General features: G+C 69.5%; 21 protein-coding genes and 3 pseudogenes. 17 read left to right on the top strand and 7 right to left on the bottom strand.

Annotation, left to right across the window (positions count from 1 at the left end; all coding sequences use genetic code 11):
- The first annotated feature begins 6 nt into the window (after window positions 1-6).
- From BCY76_RS10770 to BCY76_RS10755, 4 genes and pseudogenes are all read left to right on the top strand, one after another.
- A pseudogene (locus BCY76_RS10770) lies at window positions 7-2,014 on the top strand (acetyl/propionyl/methylcrotonyl-CoA carboxylase subunit alpha).
- A gap of 15 nt (window positions 2,015-2,029) precedes the next feature.
- Window positions 2,030-3,196 carry an acyl-CoA dehydrogenase family protein gene (locus BCY76_RS10765; protein ID WP_070161608.1) on the top strand — a complete coding sequence of 389 codons (1,167 nt, stop codon included), beginning with the start codon at window positions 2,030-2,032 and terminating at the stop codon, window positions 3,194-3,196.
- The gene (locus BCY76_RS10760; protein WP_070161610.1) at window positions 3,193-3,714 is read left to right on the top strand and encodes a MaoC family dehydratase; all 522 of its coding nucleotides are present in this window, start codon (window positions 3,193-3,195) and stop codon (window positions 3,712-3,714) included. The genes BCY76_RS10765 and BCY76_RS10760 overlap by 4 nt, the downstream gene beginning before the upstream one ends.
- Window positions 3,711-4,628, top strand: coding sequence for an HpcH/HpaI aldolase/citrate lyase family protein (locus BCY76_RS10755; protein ID WP_070161612.1), 918 nt, complete (start codon window positions 3,711-3,713; stop codon window positions 4,626-4,628). The genes BCY76_RS10760 and BCY76_RS10755 overlap by 4 nt, the downstream gene beginning before the upstream one ends.
- Here BCY76_RS10755 and BCY76_RS10750 read toward each other — a convergent pair.
- Entirely contained in the window at window positions 4,584-5,330 is a 747-nt protein-coding gene (locus tag BCY76_RS10750; RefSeq protein WP_237090102.1) for a TVP38/TMEM64 family protein, read from the bottom strand. The two genes, BCY76_RS10755 and BCY76_RS10750, sit on opposite strands and share 45 nt — an antisense overlap.
- A 32-nt stretch (window positions 5,331-5,362) precedes the next feature.
- Between BCY76_RS10750 and BCY76_RS10745 the strand changes: the two genes are divergently transcribed.
- From BCY76_RS10745 to BCY76_RS10725, 5 genes are all read left to right on the top strand, one after another.
- Window positions 5,363-5,968: a GNAT family N-acetyltransferase gene (locus tag BCY76_RS10745; protein WP_085437655.1), complete on the top strand. Its 606-nt coding sequence runs from the start codon at window positions 5,363-5,365 to the stop codon at window positions 5,966-5,968.
- Between the two features lie 46 nt (window positions 5,969-6,014).
- Entirely contained in the window at window positions 6,015-6,686 is a 672-nt protein-coding gene (locus BCY76_RS10740) for a DUF4245 domain-containing protein (RefSeq protein WP_070161613.1), read from the top strand.
- 64 nt (window positions 6,687-6,750) lie between these two features.
- A complete protein-coding gene (locus tag BCY76_RS10735; protein WP_070161616.1) occupies window positions 6,751-7,383 on the top strand; it encodes a carbonic anhydrase in 633 nt (210 codons plus the stop codon).
- Between the two features lie 72 nt (window positions 7,384-7,455).
- The gene (locus BCY76_RS10730) at window positions 7,456-8,880 is read left to right on the top strand and encodes a class II fumarate hydratase (RefSeq protein ID WP_070161618.1); all 1,425 of its coding nucleotides are present in this window, start codon (window positions 7,456-7,458) and stop codon (window positions 8,878-8,880) included.
- A gap of 45 nt (window positions 8,881-8,925) precedes the next feature.
- Window positions 8,926-10,299 (top strand): FAD-binding oxidoreductase, encoded by a 1,374-nt coding sequence (locus tag BCY76_RS10725; RefSeq protein ID WP_085437653.1) that lies wholly within the window; start codon window positions 8,926-8,928, stop codon window positions 10,297-10,299.
- Here the strand turns inward: BCY76_RS10725 and BCY76_RS10720 are convergent.
- The 3 genes from BCY76_RS10720 to BCY76_RS10710 form a co-directional block, all read right to left on the bottom strand.
- The gene (locus BCY76_RS10720; protein ID WP_070161620.1) at window positions 10,289-10,792 is read right to left on the bottom strand and encodes an NUDIX hydrolase; all 504 of its coding nucleotides are present in this window, start codon (window positions 10,790-10,792) and stop codon (window positions 10,289-10,291) included. The two genes, BCY76_RS10725 and BCY76_RS10720, sit on opposite strands and share 11 nt — an antisense overlap.
- A gap of 19 nt (window positions 10,793-10,811) precedes the next feature.
- On the bottom strand, window positions 10,812-11,327 hold the full coding sequence (locus tag BCY76_RS10715) for a prepilin peptidase (protein WP_237090101.1): 516 nt from the start codon (window positions 11,325-11,327) through the stop codon (window positions 10,812-10,814).
- Window positions 11,328-11,450: 123 nt separating this feature from the next.
- Entirely contained in the window at window positions 11,451-12,155 is a 705-nt protein-coding gene (locus tag BCY76_RS10710; RefSeq protein WP_070161622.1) for a hypothetical protein, read from the bottom strand.
- A gap of 203 nt (window positions 12,156-12,358) precedes the next feature.
- Here BCY76_RS10710 and BCY76_RS10705 point away from each other — a divergent pair, with 203 nt between their 5' ends.
- The 4 genes from BCY76_RS10705 (at window position 12,359) to BCY76_RS10690 (ending at window position 15,367) form a co-directional block, all read left to right on the top strand.
- Window positions 12,359-13,090 (top strand): GAF and ANTAR domain-containing protein, encoded by a 732-nt coding sequence (locus BCY76_RS10705; RefSeq protein WP_070161624.1) that lies wholly within the window; start codon window positions 12,359-12,361, stop codon window positions 13,088-13,090.
- 92 nt (window positions 13,091-13,182) lie between these two features.
- Window positions 13,183-14,313 (top strand): hypothetical protein, encoded by a 1,131-nt coding sequence (locus BCY76_RS17595; RefSeq protein WP_139827742.1) that lies wholly within the window; start codon window positions 13,183-13,185, stop codon window positions 14,311-14,313.
- Window positions 14,310-14,564: a hypothetical protein gene (locus tag BCY76_RS17590; protein WP_139827741.1), complete on the top strand. Its 255-nt coding sequence runs from the start codon at window positions 14,310-14,312 to the stop codon at window positions 14,562-14,564. The genes BCY76_RS17595 and BCY76_RS17590 overlap by 4 nt, the downstream gene beginning before the upstream one ends.
- Before the next feature lie 92 nt (window positions 14,565-14,656).
- On the top strand, window positions 14,657-15,367 hold the full coding sequence (locus tag BCY76_RS10690) for a rhomboid family intramembrane serine protease (RefSeq protein WP_083277691.1): 711 nt from the start codon (window positions 14,657-14,659) through the stop codon (window positions 15,365-15,367).
- A gap of 24 nt (window positions 15,368-15,391) precedes the next feature.
- Here the strand turns inward: BCY76_RS10690 and BCY76_RS10685 are convergent.
- Together BCY76_RS10685 and uppS are read right to left on the bottom strand one after the other, a co-directional pair.
- A pseudogene (locus BCY76_RS10685) lies at window positions 15,392-16,692 on the bottom strand (PhoH family protein).
- Window positions 16,693-17,085: 393 nt separating this feature from the next.
- Window positions 17,086-17,922: pseudogene (gene uppS, locus BCY76_RS18615) on the bottom strand (polyprenyl diphosphate synthase); the annotation flags it as partial.
- A 284-nt stretch (window positions 17,923-18,206) separates the two neighbouring features.
- On the opposite strand from uppS, the gene BCY76_RS10675 reads away from it, so the two are divergent.
- The 4 genes from BCY76_RS10675 (at window position 18,207) to trhA (ending at window position 21,264) form a co-directional block, all read left to right on the top strand.
- A complete protein-coding gene (locus BCY76_RS10675; RefSeq protein WP_085437651.1) occupies window positions 18,207-19,502 on the top strand; it encodes an OmpA family protein in 1,296 nt (431 codons plus the stop codon).
- Window positions 19,445-19,930, top strand: a complete 486-nt coding sequence (locus tag BCY76_RS10670) for a hypothetical protein (RefSeq protein WP_139827740.1) — start codon at window positions 19,445-19,447, stop codon at window positions 19,928-19,930. Before BCY76_RS10675 ends, BCY76_RS10670 begins: the two co-directional genes overlap by 58 nt.
- A gap of 74 nt (window positions 19,931-20,004) precedes the next feature.
- A complete protein-coding gene (locus tag BCY76_RS10665) occupies window positions 20,005-20,403 on the top strand; it encodes an SdpI family protein (protein ID WP_070161633.1) in 399 nt (132 codons plus the stop codon).
- Between the two features lie 231 nt (window positions 20,404-20,634).
- Complete coding sequence (gene trhA, locus BCY76_RS10660; RefSeq protein WP_070161640.1) at window positions 20,635-21,264, top strand: PAQR family membrane homeostasis protein TrhA; 630 nt, start codon at window positions 20,635-20,637, stop codon at window positions 21,262-21,264.
- Here trhA and BCY76_RS18135 read toward each other — a convergent pair.
- On the bottom strand, window positions 21,242-21,463 hold a 222-nt coding region (locus BCY76_RS18135), incomplete at its 5' end, for a hypothetical protein (RefSeq protein WP_170922662.1). The two genes, trhA and BCY76_RS18135, sit on opposite strands and share 23 nt — an antisense overlap.

The raw sequence follows: 21,463 nt of genomic DNA, 5'->3' as shown, positions 1-21,463 counted from the left end.
GCCAGCATGGACCAGCTCTTCACCACCGTCCTGGTGGCCAACCGCGGAGAGATCGCCTGTCGGGTGATCTCCACCCTGCATCGCCTGGGCATCACCGCGGTGGCCGTGCATTCCGAGGCCGACGTCGACGCCGCCCACGTGCGGATGGCTGACCGTTCGGTCTGCCTCGGCCCCGCCGCGGCCTCCGCCTCTTATCTGGACGTCGACGCCGTGATCGAGGCCGCCCGCACCACCGAGGCCGAGGCCATCCACCCCGGCTACGGCTTCCTCTCCGAGAACGCTTCCTTCGCGCGGGCCTGCGAGGCCGCCGGAGTCGTCTTCATCGGCCCCGGGGCGCAGGCGCTGGAGATCATGGGGGACAAGATCCGGGCCAAGGAGCATGTGGCCGCGGCCGGGGTGCCGCTGGTCGACGGCGTGTCCGCCCCGGGCCTCGACGACGACGCCCTGGTCCGGGGCCGCCGCCGGGATGACCTACCCGGTGCTGATCAAGCCCTCAGCGGGCGGCGGCGGCAAAGGCATGCAGGTCGTGGAGCGCCCCGAGGAGCTGGCCGAGGCTCTGCCGGCGGCGCGCCGCGTGGCCCAGGCGGCCTTCGGCGACGACTCGCTGATGATCGAGCAGCTGATCCGCAGCCCCCGGCACATCGAGGTCCAGGTCCTCGCCGACTCCCACGGCGACGTCATCCACCTGGGCGAACGCGAATGCTCCCTGCAGCGCCGTCATCAGAAGGTGATCGAAGAGGCACCCTCCCCCCTGCTGCTGGACACCGAGGACGGTGAGCAGATCCGGGCCCGGCTGGGCGAGGCGGCGTGCCAGGCCGCCCGGAGCGTGGACTACCGCGGGGCCGGCACGGTCGAGTTCCTCGTCTCCGACGAGGACCCCGGGACGTTCTTCTTCATGGAGATGACACCCGGCTGCAGGTGGAGCACCCCGTCACCGAGGAGATCACCGGGGTGGACCTGGTGGAGCAGCAGATCCGGATCGCCGCCGGTCAGCCCCTGGCGCTGACCCAGGAGGACGTGAGGCTGACCGGGCACGCCGTCGAAGCCCGGGTGTACGCCGAGCAGCCCGAGGCCGGGTTCCTCCCGGCCACCGGGACGCTGCTGCGACTCCACGAGCCCTCCGGCGAGGGGGTCCGTGTGGACACCGGACTGCGGGCCGGACAGGCCGTCGGCATCGACTATGACCCCATGCTGGCCAAGGTCATCGCCCACGCCGCGGACCGGGCCCAGGCCCTGTCCCGTCTGCACCGGGCGCTCGGACAGACGGTCATCCTCGGAGTGGAGACCAACCTGGCCTATCTGCGGGGCCTGCTCGACGATGACGACGTCCGGGCCGGACGCCTGGACACCACCCTGATCGCGCGGCGACTGCCGGACCTTGCACTCCCCCGACCGGAGGACGATCTGCTCACCGCCGCCGCCCTGCTGGTCGCCCAGCCCCGGCCGGTTCCTGGCGAAGGATGGGCCTGCGACGGCTGGCGCGCCGCCGAGCCGGCCGTGCCCTCGGTGCTGGTCACCCACGCCGGTGCCGACGGCCACACCCTGACCACCACCGTCCCCCTCGACGGCACAGCTTCCCTGGACGGCCCCGCCACGCCCGACGGCGGACCGGGCACCCACCTGCTCACCCGGCACGGCGCAGCAGCGGGTCGCCCTGGCCCGCGGAGACCGCTCCGACGCCGGGGTCGTCGTCTGGGCCTGGGCCGACGGGGTCTCGGCACGGCTGACCGTGGCCGACCGGACCAACCAGACCCTGACCGCACTCGCCCAGCAGGAGGCGGAGCTCACCGAGGCCGCCCCCGAGGTGACCGCCCCGCTGCCCGGCACCGTGATCGCCGTCGCCGTGACCAGCGGCGACACGGTCCGCGCCGGGGACCCGCTGGTGACGATCGAGGCCATGAAGATGGAGCATCGGCTGCTCGCCCCGTTCGACGGGACGGCGAACCTCGCCGTCGCCGCCGGGGAGCAGGTGTCGCTCGGCCAGGTGCTGGCGACCGTGACGAAGGAGGAGTGAGAAGTGGATCTACGTATGGACCACGTGCTCAGCGAGGAGCATCAGGCCCTGAAGGAGGCCGTCCGCGACTTCACCCAGGAGGTGGTCGCCCCCGTCTCTGCGGGGCACGACGCCGACCATTCCTTCCCCTACGAGGTGATCGCCCAGATGGGTGAGATGGGGCTGTTCGGACTGCCGTTCCCCGAGGAGCACGGCGGTCAGGGCGGCGACTACTTCGCGCTGTGCCTCGCGCTGGAGGAGCTGGCGAAGGTGGACCAGTCGGTGGCGATCACCCTGGAGGCCGGCGTCTCTCTGGGGGCCATGCCCATCCACCGGTTCGGCACCGAGGCGCAGAAGCAGCGCTGGCTGCCGGAGCTGACCAGCGGGCGACGGCTGGCCGGGTTCGGACTCACCGAGTCCGAGGCGGGCTCCGACGCCGGAGGCACCCGCACCCGGGCGGTCCTCGACGGCGACGAGTGGGTCATCGACGGCACCAAGGAGTTCATCACCAACTCCGGCACCACGATCACCTCCCTGGTCACCGTCACCGCCGTCACCGGGGAGCAGCAGCTGCCCGACGGCCGGACCAAGAAGGAGATCTCCACGATCCTGGTGCCCACCGACACTCCCGGGTTCACCGCAGAGCCCGCCTATGACAAGGTCGGTTGGAACGCCTCGGACACGCATCCGCTGACCCTGTCCGGGGTCCGCGTGCCGCAGGAGAACCTGCTCGGCGAGCGCGGCCGCGGCTACGCGAACTTCCTGGGGATCCTGGACGAGGGCCGGATCGCGATCGCCGCCCTGGCCACCGGCGCGGCCCAGGGCTGTGTGGACGAGGCGGCGCGCTACGCCAAGGAACGGGAGACCTTCGGCGCCGCGATCGGCACCAACCAGGCGATCTCCTTCAAGATCGCCCGCATGCAGGCCCGGGCGCACTCGGCCCGGCTGGCCTACTACGACGCCGCGGCCCGCATGCTGGAGGGCCGTCCCTTCAAGACCGAGGCCGCCATCGCCAAGCTCATCGCCGGGGAGGCCGCCATGGACAACGCCCGCGACGCCACCCAGGTGTTCGGCGGCTACGGGTTCATCAACGAGTCCGTCGTCGCCCGGCACTACCGGGACTCCAAGATCCTGGAGATCGGGGAGGGCACCACCGAGGTGCAGCTGATGCTGATCGCCCGGAGCCTGGGGCTGGACGCATGAGCGAGCAGCGGATCATCCAGCAGCGAGGGCTCTACCTGGACGAGATCGAGGTCGGGGCGGTGTACCGGCACGCACCGGGACGCACCGTCACCGAAGCGGACAACGTCGGGTTCACCACCCTGACCATGAACACCCAGTCCCTGCATCTGGACGCCCACTGGGCCGCCCAGCAGCCCTTCGGCCGGCCCCTGGTGAACTCGATGCTCACCCTCTCCACGCTGGTCGGCGCGTCCGTGGCGCAGCTGACGCAGGGCACCATCGTGGCGAACCTCGGCTTCGAGGCCGTCTCGTTCCCGCATCCGCTGTTCCACGGCGACACCCTGTACTCGGAGTCGGAGATCCTGGACACGCGCCCCTCCGGCTCCCGTCCCGGGCAGGGCATCGCCCGGATCCGGCATCGAGGCCGCAACCAGGAGGGCACCGTGGTGGCCGAATGCGTCCGCTCCGTGATGCTCTGGGTCTCCGAGGAGGCCCACCGGTCCGGCACAGCAGAAGGCACCTCAGGAGGATCCGCATGAGCCGCCGTCGTGAGGTCAGCGGTCGGGCGTTCACCGCCGGGCCCACCCTGCTGTTCTGCCCGGCCGATCGTCCCGAACGCTACGCCAAGGCCGCCGAGCGGGCCGATGCGGTGATCCTCGACCTGGAGGACGCCGTCGCCGAGCCGGACAAGCCCGCGGCTCGAGATCACCTGCGTGCGCACCTGGATACGCTGGCCGGCCCGGAGGGCTCAGACCTGCGGGCCCGGACGGTGGTGCGGATCAGCCCTGCTGACACCGAAGACTTCCACGCCGACGTCGCTCTGCTGGCCGGCAGCCCGGTGGAGCTGGTGATGCTCGCCAAGACCGAGTCCGCGCAGGACGTGGCCGCAGCCGCTGAGGCGCTGCCCGGGGTCGGACTGATCCCGCTGTGCGAGACCGCCGCAGGCGCCACCCGGGCCGAGCAGATCGCCTCCCACCCGCAGGTGGTGGCGGTGATGTGGGGCGCCGAAGACCTCATCGCCTCCCTCGGAGGCAGCTCCTCCCGGCGCGCGGACGGCCGCTACCGGGACGTGGCCCGGCAGGCCCGCGCCCAGGTGCTGCTCGCCGCCGCCACCCACGGCGCCGCCGGGATCGACGCGATCTATGCGGACATCGACGACGTCACGGGCCTGGCGGAGGAGGCCGCCGACGCGGTGGCCAGCGGCTGGGCGGCCAAGGCCTGCATCCACCCGTCCCAGGTGCCGCTGATCCGGCAGGCCTACGCGCCCACGGCCGAGGAGCTGGAGCACGCCCGCGCCGTCCTGGCGCAGGTGCCCCACCACGGCGGTGCCTTCCGGTTCCGCGGGGCGATGGTGGACCTGCCGCTGATCCGCCACGCCGAGCAGGTCGTGCGCCGGGCCGAGGCGGCCTCAGCTGCGTCGACGGAACCGGTCACCCGGCAGCGGGCGCGATGAGGTGCCCTTCCAGGCGCGCAGCGCCCAGATGGTCATGGTGACCACCACCGCCCAGGCGCACAGCACCACCGCAGCCGGGACCACGCCCGGCTCGGAGATGAACGCGCCGACGGCGACCAGGGACACCTGCCCCGGGACGGTGGAGATCAGCCCCGCCACCAGGAAGTCCCGCTGAGAGACTCCGAACGCGCCGGAGCCGTAGTTGACCGGCCAGTACGGCAGGCCGGGCATGAGCCGCAGCGTGGCCACCGCTTGGAACCCGGCGTCGCCCAGATGCCGCTCCACGGTGTCGGCGTGGGTGCCCAGCATCTTCACCACGGTGGCGCGTCCGAGCGCCCGGGCCAGCCAGTAGGCGCCCCAGCAGCCGATGAACACGCCGATGACCGAGAGGGCGCTGCCCTCCACGATGCCGAACAGCAGCCCTCCGGTGACCGCCATGATCGTCACCGGGATGGGAGTCATGGCCACGATCGCGTACAGCAGCACGAACACGATCCAGACCGCCCAGCCGAGGCTCTCCATGTCCGCACGCAGCTCGTCCACGGACGGCAGCCGCACGTTGAAGGCCAGCCAGAGCATCAGCAGCAGCACCAGGACGAGCAGCGTGTTGCGCAGATAGGTGCCCCACTGCAGGCCGGTCCTGCCCACAGGTGCGGGTGCTGCGTCGTCGGGTGCTGCGTCGTCGGGCTGATCCTGACTCATCAGCACCACTGTACGGCGCTAGGCTGACACCTATGACCGCGGACACGACCTCTCAGCGCACCTTCCACGAGCTCTGCGCGGCCCGAGGCACGGCGTTCCCTGTGCTCACCGAGCGGCTGACCCTGAGCCCGTTCACGGCCGCCGACCTCGACGAGGTCTGGGAGTACTGGCGCCTGCCGGAGACCACCCACTGGATGTCCCGCCGGTACGAGGCCCCGGAGCAGCTCTGCGACCGGTGGCTGCCCCAGGGCTCCAAGTTCACCGTGCGACGCCGCAGCGACGGTGGGCTCGTAGGCGATGTGGGGGCGCGGCTGCAGGACGGCTGGGCCCAGCAGGAGGCGGCCGCTCAAGCCAGGGGCACGCAGGTCGAGCTGGACTGGACCCTCGCTCCGCAGCACCGGGCGCACGGATACGCCCGGGAGGCGGTACGGGCTCTCCTGGAGCTGGCCGCTGACCTGGGTGTCCGCAGGATGCATGCCGGGTGCTTCGCCGAGAACACCGGCTCCTGGCGGCTCATGGAGGCCCTGGGCATGCGCCGGGAGACCTCCACGGTCCGGGAGTCGCTGCACCGGGACCTCGGCTGGCAGGACGGCGTCGGCTATGCCGTGCTGGCCGAGGAGCTTCCCGCCCGTCATTGACGGTCAGGTGGACGGAGCACCGGCAGAACTTTGGGACAATGGGCGGGTGACAGAACGCGAACAGGACCAGGCCCCTACCCCGCCCAAGCCCCAGCTGACCCCCGCCCAGTCGAAGCGGATCTCGCAGCCGATGATCGCGATGATCATCACCATGGCTGTGACGGTCGGAGCGGTCGCCGCGTTCTACATGATGAACCCTGAGCCGGACGTGGAGCCCTACCAGCGGGACGAGGACGTCCACCAGGAGGCCGCCTACGTGGCCGACGTCGCCACCTTCGCACCCCTGGCCCCCGAGGTGCCGGAGGGATGGTCCGCGAACTACGCCCGCTGGGAGACCAGGCCGGAGCACGGTGTGCCCGTCTGGGAGGTCGGCTACACCACCGACGCGGTCGACTTCATCGGCTTCGCCCAGACCGCCCAGGGCAACCCCACCTGGATCGCCGAAGAGACCCGGCAGGCCTCCCCCGCCGGCACGCACACGGTGGACGGCCTGGAGTTCGAGGTCCGTGACGGCGACCGTGACCGCACCTACTATGTCCTCACCGAGGAGGAGAACGACGTCGACGGCACCACCGTGGTCATCGGCGGAGACGCCTCCGAGGAGGAGTTCGACCTCGCCCTGGAAGCCGTGGTGGCGTCCCTGGGCGAAGACCCCCGGGACGACACCGACCCCAGCCCCGGCGCCGACACCGGTGAGGACTCCGACACAGACCAGTGATCCGCCCTGCCCTAGTCTGAGAGCACCTGCCCGCCCAGCATCTCCACCACCTCCGAGGAGTACGATGACCGACGCCGCCAGTGCCTCCCCCACCCCCAGCCCCGCAGACGTCTGGGAACGACTGCAGGCGGGAAACGCCCGCTTCGTCTCCGGGGAGGTCGCACACCCCAATCAGAACGCGGCCCGCCGCAGCTCGTTGACCGACGGCCAGCACCCGATGGCGGTGATCTTCGGCTGCTCGGACTCGCGTCTGGCCGCGGAGATCATCTTCGACGTCGGACTGGGCGACGTGTTCGTGGTCCGCACCGCTGGCCAGGTGATCGACGACGCCGTCCTGGGGTCCCTGGAGTACAGCGTGGACGTGCTGGAGGTGCCGCTGATCGTGGTGCTCGGCCATGACTCCTGCGGCGCCGTCACCGCCGCCATGGAGTCCGCAGCCTCGGCCACCACCCCCACCGGATTCGTGCGCAGCCTGGTGGAGCGCATCACGCCCTCCGTGCTGGCCGCCCAGCGCCAGGGACTGACCACGGTCAACGAGACCGTGGAGGAGCACGTGAAGCAGACGGTCTCACGGATCACCGAGCACTCCCGCGCCATCTACGAGGCCGTCCAGGACGGCCGCACCGCGGTGATCGGTGTGACCTACCGGCTGGCCGAGGGACGCGCGGACCTGGTCAGCACCACCGGCGAAGTCTGAGCACATCACACGACGCGCTTCACAGTGCGACGGCTCGACGCGGAGCCTCACCGGCGTCCATAGAATGGGCCCATGACCCAGAACTCTGCTGCTGAGACCGAATACCGCATCGAGCGCGACACCATGGGTGAGGTGAAGGTGCCTGCCCACGCGCTGTACCGGGCCCAGACCCAGCGCGCCGTCGAGAACTTCCCCATCTCCGGACGCACCCTGGAGCGCGCCCACATCGAGGCGCTGGCCCGGGTGAAGAAGGCCGCCGCCCTGGCCAACCAGGAGCTGGGCGTGCTCGACGGCGAGCTCGCCGAGGCCATCGCCGGCGCCGCCGAGAAGGTGGCCTCCGGTGAGCTGGACGAGCACTTCCCGGTGGACGTGTTCCAGACCGGCTCCGGCACCTCCTCCAACATGAACACCAACGAGGTGCTGGCCACCCTGGCCAACCAGGCGCTGCAGGAGAAGGGCTCGGACAAGGAGGTCCACCCCAACGACCACGTCAACGCCTCGCAGTCCTCCAACGACGTCTTCCCCACCTCGGTGCACGTGGCCGCCACCGGTGCGCTGATCAACGACCTCAAGCCCGCCCTGGCCTACCTGGCCGAGGCGCTGGAGGCCAAGGCCGCCGAGTTCGCCGACGTCGTGAAGTCCGGCCGCACCCACCTGATGGATGCCACCCCGGTCACGCTGGGCCAGGAGTTCGCCGGCTACGCGGCGCAGGTCCGCTACGGCATCGAGCGCATCGACTCCTCCCTGCCGCGCGTGGCCGAGGTCCCGCTGGGCGGCACCGCCGTGGGCACCGGCATCAACACCCCCCTGGGCTTCGCGGAGAAGGCCATCGCCCACCTGGCCGAGGACACCGGCCTGCCCCTGACCGAGGCTCGCGACCACTTCGAGGCGCAGGCCAACCGGGACGGGCTCGTGGAGGCCTCCGGTCAGCTGCGCAACATCGCCTACTCGCTGATCAAGATCAACAACGACCTGCGCTGGATGGGTTCGGGCCCCAACACCGGGCTCGGCGAGATCGCCATCCCGGACCTGCAGCCGGGATCCTCCATCATGCCGGGCAAGGTGAACCCGGTCATCTGTGAGTCCGCCATCCAGGTGTGCGCCCAGGTGATCGGCAACGACACCACGGTGGCGCTGTCCTCCACCAACGGGGCCTTCGAGCTCAACGTCGGCATCCCGGTGATGGCGGCGAACCTGCTGGAGTCGGTCCGGCTGCTGAAGAACACCTCCTACGTGATGGCGGACAAGATGATCTCCGGGCTCACCGCCAACGAGGAGCGCTGTGCCTTCCTCGCCGGCGCCTCCCCCTCGGTGGTCACCCCGCTGAACAAGCACATCGGCTACGAGGCCGCCGCCGAGATCGCCAAGCATGCGGTCAAGAACAAGGTGACGGTCCGGGAGGCCGTGGTGGAGCTGGGCTACCTGGAGCGCGGCGAGCTCACCGAGGCGCAGCTGGACGAGGCCCTCGACGTGAAGTCCATGACCCAGCCGGGCTGATCCCCACCGCGCCGATCCCCACTCGCCCCTCCAGGAGGCCCTGTCATGTCCGCAGTCGTCGTCGCCGAGCTCGAGGCCGCACTGCCCGGACGGGTCACCACCGATCCGGCGGCCCTGCGGGCCCTGTCCGCGGATCGGTCCGGTCATGTGGGCGAGGGTCTTCCGGTGGCGGCGGTCCTCGCGGAGAGCGTCGAGGACGTGCTGCACGTGTGCCGCACCGCGAGCGCCCACGGCACGCCCGTGGTCGCCCGCGGGGCGGGCACCGGGCTGGCCGGCGGCGCCACCGCCGGTGACGGGGAGATCGTGCTGAGCCTGGAGCGGATGGACCGGGTCCTGGAGGTCTCTCCGCAGAACCGGCTGGCGGTCGTGCAGGCCGGGGTGATCAACGGGCGGCTCGACGCGCAGCTGGCCGAGCATGGCCTGTGGTGGTCCCCGGACCCGGCCAGCAAGGACATCTCCACGGTGGGCGGCAACATCGCGATGAACGCCGGTGGGCTCCTGTGCGCCAAATACGGCGTGACCCGGGAGTCCGTGCTGGGGCTGACCGTGGTGCTGGCCGACGGGCGCCGGCTCGACGTCGGCCGCCGCACCGTCAAAGGCGTCACGGGCTACGACCTCACCGCCCTGATGATCGGATCGGAGGGGACGCTGGGGATCATCGTGGAGGCCACGCTGAAGCTGCGTCCGGCGGTGAGCGGGGAGACCCCGACCCTGACGGCGACCTTCAGCAGCATCGTCGACGCCGCGGCCGCCTCCTCGGCACTGGTCCACGCGGGTCACATCCCGGCCGCCATGGAGCTGTTGGATCGGCCCTGCCTGGACGCCCTGACCTCCTTCACCGGTGAGGACCCCTCGCAGGGCGGCCAGGCGTTCCTGCTGCTGCAGTGCGACGGAGAGTCCGCCGCGGCCGAGCTGCAGGCCTGCGCGACGATCCTGCAGTCCCATGGGGGCCGTGTCCAGGTGGCGCGCGACCAGGCGGAGGCGCAGCGTCTCTTCGGGCTGCGCCGGCAGATGTTCCCGGCGCTGGAGGCCCGCGGCACTCCGCTGATCGAGGACGTGGCCGTGCCGCTGGACCGCATGGCGGACGCCTTCGCCGAGATCCGTCGCATCGAGCAGGACTGCGGGGTGCTCATCCCCACCGCCGCCCACGCCGGCGACGGCAACCTGCACCCCACGTTCTCCTTCGAGGGCCACCGTGTGCCGGAGCGGATCTGGGAGGCCGCCGGACGGATCTTCGAGATGGCGCTGGCCATGGGCGGCACGCTGACCGGGGAGCATGGTGTGGGACTGCTGAAGCGCCGGTGGCTCGTCGACGAGCTCGGCGCCGACCAGTTCGCCCTGCAGCGGCAGATCAAGGAGCTCTTCGACCCCGCCGGGATCCTGAATCCGGGGAAGGTCTTCGCCGAGCTCAGCCGGTGAGGAGCCGGGCCGGGGCGCCGTCGTCGAGCGCCCACCCGATGACCATCCGCTGATCCTCGGCCAGCGGTTCCGGCAGGGCGGAGACCGGGTACCAGCCGACCTCCACCGACTCGTCGTCGTTGACCCGCGGATCGCCCGAGACCGGCTCCATCTCCAGGACGGTGTCCAGGTAGCGGCAGCGGTCGCCGTTGCCGTACTGCACCAGGTGCGTGGCGAAGACCCCGGCCACCCGCACCGGACGGGCGACGACCGCCGTCTCCTCCTCGATCTCCCGGACCGCGCCCTCGCCGGGCTGCTCGCCGGGCTCCAGGATCCCGGAGGTGACGGTCCACGCGCCGTTGTCGCTGCGCTTCACCAGCAGCACCTCCGGCTCCTGCAGCGGGGCGCCGCCGTCGTGCCGGCGCACGACCACGCCCCTGACGGCAGGGATCCACAGATCAGCGGTGCCGATGTGGGTACGCAGGTCACGGATGAAGTCAGGTGTGGGTGCCATCGGCTGCCAGCGTAGCCGCTCAGCTGCCGATCAGCGCCAGCGCCGTGCCGATGATCAGGAACGGGCCGAAGGCGATCCTGGTCCGCCGATCGGCCTGGCGGGTGATCAGCAGGATGATGGCCACCACCCCGGCCAGGACGAAGGAGAGCACGACGGCGGCGGCGACGGTCACCCAGCCGAGGAAGCCCGTGTAGAGGCCCAGCACGACTGCGAGCTTGACATCCCCCATGCCGATGGACGGCGGGTGGACGAGTCGGACCAGGAGGAACACGAACCCCCAGAGCAGCCCTGCCGCCACGCCGCGCAGCAGCCCGGGAAGATCACCGAGCAGCAGGGCCACCAAGATCAGGATCCCGGTGGTCACCCCCGCCCACGGGTAGAGGATGCGGTTCGGGAGGCGGTGCTCGGTCAGGTCGATGAAGCTCAGCGCCACCGCGCACACCGCGAAGATGGCACCTCCCAGGAGCAGCAGCGCCCCGGCGAGGAATTCCGCACCAGACCCCGAGGTCATGAGGTCACCGATGAAGAGGATCACCTCTCCAGCCTACGGAGGATCCCTTCGCCGGTGGAACCGGTCACCGCCGGCCTGTGGACGGTCCGTCCTGTCAGACCAGTGGGCCGCTCCGCCGGGCCGTCACATATCGGCAGCAGCTGGTCGTCATCGAGCTCGTCCCGTCGGTGATCCCGACACCCGGGCCGTCTCGACGTACACGACGCCGACGGGCTCGTCCCCGTCGAGCACCACCAGCGGTCCGGCGACGCCGTCGGGAGGCGGGGCCGAGTCCACCGAGACCTCCCCGACGAAGGCCTCCTCCGCGGAGGCGCAGAGCTTGTGCCGCCACTGCGGAGCTTCAGACTGTCTCAGTCGGTGGAGACGGTCGCGGGGAATCACGCCCTGCGGCTGGTGCGCCAGCCCCAGGACCACCAGGCATCCCTGCTCGGGCATCCGGTCGGCGGCCTCCCGCAGCGTCTGGGTGCAGGAGATCGTCGCACCGATCGGCACCATGACCTCCCGCACGGTGGTGCCCTGGCGTCCGGTCGACTCCGTCGCAGGCGAGGACTCGTCCCACTGCGCGGGAGCGTCGTCGGGCAGCGGAAGGTCCAGGCTGATCGTGGGCACGTCAGCGCGTGCGTTGTGCTCGGCCACATGGTCCATGACCTGGTTCCGGGCGTCGGGGTCGACCTCGTCGAGACCGCAGAGGCTCACGACCAGCTCGGGACTGTCGGGCAGGTGGGCACGGCGCTCCAGGAAGGTGATCAGCCGCGGCGCGGTCCGCGCCGTCAATGCTCCACGGACCCTGATCCTCAGGGCCCCGCGCAGGCTGTCGGGAGCGACATCGATGTCAAGAGGGCTGTGCATCATCCACTCCTCGGACGGTGCAGAAGACGGGCCTGCTGCTAGACCCGACTACCAATGAATCATAGGGAATGCATTCTTTGGAAGGGTCTGTCGGCCGCCGAGGGGTATCCGGCCGTCAGACGCTCCCGCTGGCCGCATCGTGGCCTATATTGGGCGGATCTGCGCCGACGCCCGCGGGAAGGACCCCCACGCCGAGAGGACCTGCGATGACACCGGACGACCGCCCCGCCTCCCCGGCGGAGAGGCTCTACGACCTGCTGGCCGAGAACGACGATATGTCCGGCTTCCTCCACGACCTGGCGCGCCTGTCCGCCGTCGAAGTCGGTGTCCCGGGAGCCACCGAATGCGGAGTCCTGTTGAAGCGGGATCGTCGCAATGTGGTGGTGGTGTGGAGCAGCCCTCACGCGAAGACGCTCGATGAGACCCAGGCGGGTTTCGACGAAGGGCCCTGCCTCGACGCTCAGCGTACTGAGACCCTCATCCGGGTCCCGGACGTCCGCTACGAGACCCGCTGGCCCGCCTACATGGAGGCTGTGCGTCAGACGGGCCTCCGCAGCATCCTCGCCGTGCCGCTCACCTTGCAGGGGGCCGGGGCCGCGGCCATGAACTTCTACACGCCGGAGCCGTCCGGATTCGGAGACGCAGACGTCGAGCGCGCCCGTGACCACGCCGCGCTGGCCTCTCGAGCTTTGTCCGTGGCGGTCAGGATCGCCCGAGAGGCCGAGGAGGCCGCAGACCGTCGCCGGGCGATGGAGTCCAGGACCGTCATCGACGTGGCGGTGGGCGTGATCATGGCCCAGAACCGGTGCAGCCAGGAAGAAGCATTCACGATCCTGCAGAAGGCTTCCAACAATCGGAACGTCAAGCTGCGGAACCTCGCCGCCGAGCTGGTGGCCTCCGTGGGACAGTCTGAACCCAGGACAGCGTTCGACGCGTGAGCGCCCTCCGTACCCCTGTCCACCACATCGTCAATCCTGTACCCTGAATCACTATCTCCGTGAGACGAACTGAATTGTCTGAGGGGTCCATCATGGGCGAAGCATGGCGTGAAGCACGACTGATTCCCACATCCGGAATCAAGGGATCAACCGATCAAGAAGTCAGAGCCACCTCAGCCTTGCTCGCTGTGTTGAGCATCGTTCCCAGCTTCTCCCATGCCGTGCTGAAGCAGTGCGGAGCACCGCTGGGCCGGGTGCGCGCCAACGTCGAGTGTTTCGTCGAAGTCGCTTTCGAGGACAAGAAGTCCAAACGGACACCGCGACCCGACGGACTGATCCGCGTCACACGGGGGACGACGGTCTGGACTGCTCTCGTCGAGGTCAAGACCCAGGCGAACCCTCTCGAGAAGGGCCAGGTCGAAAGCTATATGGAAGTGGCCAAGGAGAACGGGTTCGACGCCGTCATCACCATCTCCAACGAGATCCCGCCCATCCAGGGAGCACACCCGCTGTCTCTCGACGGTAGAAAGCTCAGGGCTGTTCCTGTCTTCCATTTCTCCTGGGTCCGACTCATCTCTATCGCCATCATGGAGCGGGAAGTCCGTGGAATCGAAGACAATGAACAGCAGTGGATTCTCGGCGAGCTCATCCGTTACCTCGAACATGAGAACTCCGGAGCACTCGAGTTCACCGATATGGGCCCCTCCTGGACCGGCGTGACGGAGTGTGTGAAGACAGGACTCATCCGTCGCAACGATTCCGAGGTACTTGATGTCGCCACACGTTTCGACGGACTCATCCGCTACAGCTGCCTCAAGCTCGGACAGCGCCTGGGAGTCGACGTCGCTCCGCGACTGCCTCGGAAACTGCGCGACGATCCGAACGCCCGGGCAGCCCAACTGGCATCAGAGCTTGAGAATGAGGCTAGTTTCTCCGCCACGATCCGTATTCCTGGGACTATCAGCGACGTGGACATCCGTTGCGACCTGAGAGCCCGACAGGTTCACATCTCGACGACATTCCCGCGTCGGGACACGCCAGGAACGTCACCAGGATCAACTGGCTCCTCCGCCCGCTCGATGACGACCTGTCAGACGTCGTCGTGGAAGCCCATGGAGCTCGCCGACGTCATGCGGCACCCCTGGAGGAGTTTCGACACGATCCCAAGGAGGCGCTCCCTGCTGACTTCCCTGAGATCACGAGCTTCACCGTCTCTCGCATGAGCCACCTGGGCCTGCAGAAGACCACGAAGGGCAAGGATTCCTTCATCAACTCGGTCATGGTGGCGCTCGACGAGTTCTACGCGATGATCCACCAACGGCAACGGACATGGACCCCGCCTGCACCCCAGTACCGATCCCGACCCGACGAGGCCCGCGGCGACGAGGTGTACTCATCTGAAGAACTTGCCGCAGCAGCGACAGAGAACCCAGGAGAACTTGAGGAACTGCCGGCACCGACGCCCGAGGGCTGAGCGAGGAGACTTTCCGTCACCCTCGCTCCCTACAATGGAGACCAGGTCAGGACGGTGACGGGACCGGCAGCGAGCTCAGGGAGCGAGGCAGCATGAGGGACATCTCCGCGTCGAGGGGACCGGCGGGCGAGCCGCAGGGCCGCGACTCTTGGGGCACCCTGTGGCAGGACGCCCGGCGGCACCTGGTGCGCACGTTCGCGCCCGTGGTGGTCCCGGTACTGGCGATGTGGGCGGTCTGGCTGATCAGCATCGCGGCCGGCGACTGGTTCAATCGCAGTTTCGGGCTGCGGCCCCGGACCCTGGACGGGCTCTCCGGCATCCTCTTCACTCCCCTGCTGCACAGCGGCTTCGGACATGTCATGGGCAACACGATGTCCTGGCTGCTGCTGGGCGGCCTCATCGCCCTGCTGGTGCGGCGTTTCCTGCTGGTGATGACCAGCATCTGGCTGATCTCCGGCTCCCTGCTCTGGCTGATCGGACGCCCGGCGAGCAACTGGATCTGCAACCACCCCGACGGCTTCGACGCCTGCATCACACCGCTGCAGGTGGGCGCCTCCGGGGTCATCTACGGGTTCGCCGCGTTCCTGGTGGCCTATGGGCTGATGACCCGCCGAGTGCTCGCCGTCGTCTGCGCCCTGTTCGTGCTGTTCTTCCAGGGCATCTCCCTGATACTGGGCATGCTCCCGATCACCTCAGGCCAGGGGGTGTCCTGGGAAGGACACCTGGCCGGGGCGGTCGCCGGCGTCGTCGTGGCGTTCTTCTTCACGAAGCAGGCCCGAGCCGACCGTGCGGCCCGGGCCTGATCCGGATGAGGGAGGGTTCGCCTCTCAGGGAGTCTCCAACACCTCGGTGACCAGCGCGGCGATCCGTGAGCGCTCCGACCGAGTGAGGGTGACGTGGCCGAACAGCGGGTTGCCCTTCAGCAGCTCGACGACGGCGGCGACGCCGTCGTGCCGGCCCACCCGCAGGTTGTCGCGCTGGGCGACGTCGTGGGTCAGCACGATCTTGGAGTTCTGGCCCATGCGGCTCATCACGGTGAGCAGCACGTTCTTCTCCAGCGACTGGGCCTCGTCCACGATCACCCAGGCATCATGGAGTGATCGCCCCCGGATGTGGGTCAGTGGCAGCACCTCCAGCATGCCCCGGTGGGTCACCTCCTCGAGGACGTTCTCACTGACCAGCGCTCCGAGGGTGTCGTAGACGGCCTGGCCCCAGGGGTTCATCTTCTCCGCCTCGGTGCCGGGCAGGTAGCCCAGCTCCTGGCCGCCGACGGCGTAGAGCGGCCGGAACACGATGATCTTCCTGTGCTCGCGGCGCTCCAGAACCGCCTCCAATCCGGCGCACAGGGCCAGCGCGGACTTCCCCGTCCCCGCGCGACCCCCCATTGAGACGATCCCGACCTCCGGTCCATGAGCATGTCGATGGCCAACCGCTGCTCGGCGGAACGGCCGTGGAGGCCGAAGACCTCCTGGTCCCCGCGGACGACCTCCACATGCGTGGCCCGCGGCTCGTCCGCCAACGGCTCACGGGCCGAGGCCTTGACACGGCCCAGCGCCGAGCCGCTGCCGGAGGAGATGATCAGCCCGGTGTTCGCCGGGAGGTCGGAGGCCTCTTCGAGGTCGATCCGCTCCCCGGCGTAGAGCTCGGAGACCTGCTGCTCGGTGGCGGCGATCTCCGCCAGCCCGGTCCATCCCGAGTCGGTCACCCATTCGTTCCGATACTCATCGGCCTCGAGCCCCATGGCCGAGGCCTTGACCCGCATCGGCAGGTCCTTGGAGACCACGGTGACGTCCCGGCCCTCATCGGCGAAGCTCTTCGCCACCGCGAGGATGCGGGAGTCGTTGTCCGTGCCGCGGAACCCGTGGGGCAGGACGTCCAGGGAGATGTGGTTGAGCTCCACGATCAGGTGCCCGCCCTCCTCGTTGAGCGGAATCGCCTGGTTCAGCGCCCCGTGGGCGACACGCAGGTCGTCCAGGAGCCGCAGCGCGGACCGGGCGTAGTAGCCCAGATCGGAGTCATGACGTTTGCTCTCCAGCTCGGAGATCACGACGACGGGGATGATCACCTCATGCTCGGCGAACCGCAGGATCGCCTTCGGGTCCGAGATCAGGACCGAGGTGTCGAGCACATAGGACTTCTGGGCGACCTCCTGGGCGACAGAGTCGGCCGAGTGCTCGGCAGGTGCTGGGACTTCAGTGGTGACGGCCACGGTTACTCCAGTCCGGAAACGAGAAGAGGCCCCGCCGTGCGGTCGTCCACGGCGCTCACCAGGAGCGTGGACGTCCACGTCGACGGAACCTCAGGTGTTCCCGCATCGATGGTCGGACGTTGGCTGCGGTTCGACCCCCACCAGGGGCCGGACCGACCCCTGCTGCCACTCGGCATATGTGTGGGCCTTCCCGGTCAGATACCTGACAGTCCCCAGACTAGGGGCTGGGTGGGGCCTGAGCGCGTCAGCTGTGCGGAGTGTCACATGACGATTCGGTGAACGCTGTGCGACGGCGTCGTCACGGCCGGGCCCTCAGCTGCCGAACCGGCGCTGTCGCTGGGCGTAGTCACGCAGGGCGCGGACGAAGTCCACGCGGCGAAAGTCCGGCCACAGGGCCTCGCAGAAGTAGAACTCGGAATAGGCGGACTGCCACATCAGGAAGCCGCTGAGCCGCTGCTCCCCCGAGGTGCGGATGATCAGCTCCGGATCAGGCTGTCCGCGGGTATACAGCCACTGAGAGATGGATCCGGGCGTCAGATCCTCAGCCACCTCGGAGAGCCCCCGCCCCGCGGCCTCGGCATCACGCAGCAGGTCCTTGACCGCATCCACGATCTCCTGTCGGCCCCCGTACCCGACGGCGACGTTGACGTGCACCACCGGGGCCTGCTCCCGGCTCCGCCGCACGATGCGTCGGATGCTGCCGGTGCGGGTCGTGACAGTCTCGGCCTCAGCGCCGGTGCCGGCATCGGTGTCGTCGCCCCTGCCTCCGGAGGCCTCCGACACCGGCTCCGCTGCCGCGGCGTTGCGCTCGCCCAGCTGACGCAGCCGGGCGGCCAGCGGCTCGGGCAGCATCTCCAGAGCCCCCACCGGGTGGACCCTGACCGGACGGCCGCCGGGGCGACTCTCGGCGAGACGGTCCAGCGTGTCGCCGATGATCTCCATGAGCTGGTCGAGCTCGTCGGCGGAACGGTTCATGTTGTCGGTGGAGAGCATGTACAGAGTCACCGTCGGGATCCCCAGATCGGCGCACCAGTCGATGAACTCCACGATCTTGTTGGCCCCGGCGAGATGCCCGTCGGCGGTCGGCGTGCCGGCCAGCTTGGCCCAGCGGCGATTGCCGTCCACCACCACTCCGATGTGCTGAGGCATCCTGTCCCTGGGCAGGGCGCGGCTGAGCCGTGACTCGTACATGCTGTAGGCCAGATTCCTCAGCCCCATGCGGCCTCCATCGGTCAGCGCCGTCTCGTGCTCCACCACGGTACCGCTCAGTACGGCTGATCCGTTGACACCCCGTGGAGTATTTGCGATAGTGAACTCACGACTGGCGACCAGACGGAAGCAGCTGATCCCCATGGCACAGCGCAGTGACCACCCCCGTGACCGTGAGAAACCGCTGCCCAGGTCTGCCCGGTCCCGCGGCGGATCGCTGCGGCATGCCGCCGTCGTCGGCGGTCATCCTGCTGGCCCTGGGCTGCGGCCCCGAGAGCACCCCGCCGCCAGCGGAGCCGACCGAGGAGCCGACCGCGGAACCGACCGCGGAACCGACCGAGGAACCGACCGAGGATCCTGACGACGCCGACGACGCCGACGAGGAGGACGAGGAGCCGGACCTCACGGAGCCGGTGGTGGTGGAGCAGACCGTGTGGAACTTCGACGCCATGGAGGAGGTCGATCTGCGGGTCGTGGTCCACCCCTTCGTCCGTGTCCCCACCGGCGAGGACGAGGACGGACTGCTCAACGGACTCATCACCTATGAGGTGACGTCCCCCGACGGCGAGTACCACCTGGAGCGCTACGGCGTGCACCCTCACGAGGTGCGCGTGGTGGACACCGAGGCGATGACGCTGTCCTTCCCCGCCTACGCGACCGACGGCACCTCCGAGGAACACCTGGCGGACGTCGAACAGGCCAGCGCTCGGGCCGGAGACGGGCCGGTCCGCTGGGCAGGGGTCCACCGCGACCCCGGCACCGACGCCACGGCTGTGCTGCTGCCCTACCTGGGGCTGATCGAAGACGTCGGGATCGTCGACGCCGAGGAGGTGGACACCTCCGACTACCTTCCGGTGCAGGATGCGCTGAGCGAGCTGGTGGAGGTCCATGAGACCACCTGGGACCTGCAGGTCCACCGGGAGCTCGCCGACGGCGACGTCCAGATCCGCGAGTCCGATCACGAGACCACGATCACCCTGGACTCCGACATCCTCTTCGACATCGACGAGCACACGCTCACCGACGACGCGGACGCCGCCCTGCAGGCCACCGCCGAAGAGCTCGAGCGTGCTGACGGCGGGGAGCTCGAGATCATCGGTCACACCGACGACGTACGCTCCTTGGAGCACAATCAGCAGCTCTCCGAGGATCGGGCCGAGGCGGTGCACCAGCGGCTCGGCGAGCTGACCGACCTGGAGGACTTCACCGTCAGCACCGACGGCCGAGCCTTCCACGAACCGGTGGCCAGCAACGACTCGGATCAGGGTCGGGCCCTCAACCGGCGGGTGGAACTGCACTACACCCCTGGCCTCGCGGCCGACTCCCCGTCCGAGGAGTCCGACGACGGCGACACGAGCGGCGACGACGACGTCACCGAACTCCCGCCCACCGACGGACCAGTGGGCACCGCGATGAGCCGATCACTGTCAGCGGCCCCCACGGGGGTGCGGTGGAGGTCACCGTGGAAGAGGTCCGCCCCGCCGGCGACCTGCTGGTCGGCCGTGTGCGGGTGGAGGTGACCGAACCCTTCGACGGCGAGGAGCACGCCGGCCCGCTGGCCTGGGCACTGAGCTTCGGGGACCTGGGCATGCACGAGGGGCACGACAACCCCTACAGCCCAGGACATCAGGTGGACGCGCTGACGCTTCTTGTCGGGGACGAGCGGCAGTTCCCGCTGGAGCTCGGCAGCACGGAGCACGTCGAAGGCTCCGACAGGGACGGGTTCATCATCGAGCACGGCGACCCCTGGCGGGTGATCGCCGGCGATCGGGGATTCGGCCACGATGCCGACGCCGAGGTCGGCGCCTGGGCGGTGGCCACCGTGCTGTGGCCGACGACCGGCCAGGATGAGGTGGTCGTCGATGTCCCCGGGCGCAGCGAGCATGCCGAACGCCCGTGGTCCCAGCCGTGGCGGGCGGTGGACGCCCCCGTGGAGGCGGAGCACTGATCGGCAGGGCGCCGATGCCCATCCGCCCACGTCATCCCAGGTCACCGCAGGAGCCCACCCGGTAGCATCGCCCTATGGACGGAACAGCACTCATCGCCCCCGCTGCTCTCCTCCACTGCTCGCTGCTGATCGTCGTCGTCTGCTTCACCGGCCGCTCCGGGCCGCGCAACGACCTCATCGGGATCCGCACCTGGGCCACGACCGCATCAGAGAAGGCCTGGGAGACCGCCCATGCGGCGGCGCTCCCCTGGAGCTGGGCCACGGTGGGCACGAGCGCCGCCTCGCTGACCGTGGGCGTCATGCTGTACAGCACAGGACGCCCGCTCCCGGCGGGCGTGGAGGGGTGGTACACCGGAGCCTGCATCGCCGCCTTCGGGGCGGTCATGGCAGGCTTGGCGCTCCGGGCCGACCGTGCGGCCAAGCACATCCTGATGCATGAGGGCCTCGACGAGGAGTCACCGGCAGATCCCTGAGACTCGGCAGCGCCGCGGCACGCCGTCCTGTCCCACGAGATGAGCCCTTCGACACAAAGTTACCCATTGGTCACTTGGGGTCACTAGACTGGTTCCATGGCACCGCAGTCTGACCTCGACGCCCGCCGGGCCCGCGTCGACGACCACCACCGGCCCGCCGGCGCACACGGCTCCGGCAGCGCGCAGCCCAGCGGCGGAGTCGCACCGGTCGATCGCCTGTTCGACTCCGAGATGCCGCTGAAGCCGAAGATGCGCGGCTGGCTCCACGCCGGCATGGTCCCGCTCGCCCTGGCCGCCGGAATCGTGCTCATCGCCCTGGCCCCCACCGGGACGCTGCGCGCCGCCTCCGTGGTCTACGCGATCACCGGGCTGCTGCTCTTCGCCGTCAGCGCCACCTACCACCTGGGCCGCTGGTCCCCGCGCACGAAGCTGCTGCTCAAACGCCTGGACCACACCAACATCATGCTCATCATCGCCGGGACATACACGCCCCTGACCCTGGCGCTGCTGCCTGCCCCGAAGGACCTCATCCTGCTGATCGGCGTGTGGGTCGGAGCACTGGGCGGCGTGGCCTTCCGACTGTTCTGGACGTCGGCGCCCCGCTGGCTCTACACCCCCGTCTACGTGATCCTCGGGCTCGCCGCGCTCGTCTTCCTGGGAGACTTCTTCGCCGCCGACCTCGTAGCCGCGATCCTCATCTGCGCCGGCGGCGCCGCCTACATCACCGGGGCCGTGTTCTACGCGCTGAAGCGCCCCAACATCTCCGTGCAGTGGTTCGGCTTCCACGAGCTCTTCCACGCCTGCACGCTCATCGGGTTCATCTGCCACTACATCGCCATCATGTTCGCCCTGCTGGGCTGATTGCCTCCAACGCCTCTTCCACGGTCCCCACTGGCGGAAGACACACCATCGCCGAGGGCGCATTGAGACACACGCTGAGCTGAAGCCCTCCGGCAGGCGCATCCGCAGGCAGCTCCACCGGCTCCACCGGGATCCCCGCCAGCGCGGCCGTCCGGCGCACCTGCCGGGCGTCCTCGACGTCGGCGGCCAGCATCCGCAG

The organism is Nesterenkonia sp. PF2B19 (assembly GCF_001758425.2).
In the GTDB taxonomy this organism is placed as follows: Bacteria; Actinomycetota; Actinomycetes; order Actinomycetales; family Micrococcaceae; genus Nesterenkonia; species Nesterenkonia aethiopica.
This window is presented reverse-complemented; position numbering and strand designations above follow the sequence as displayed.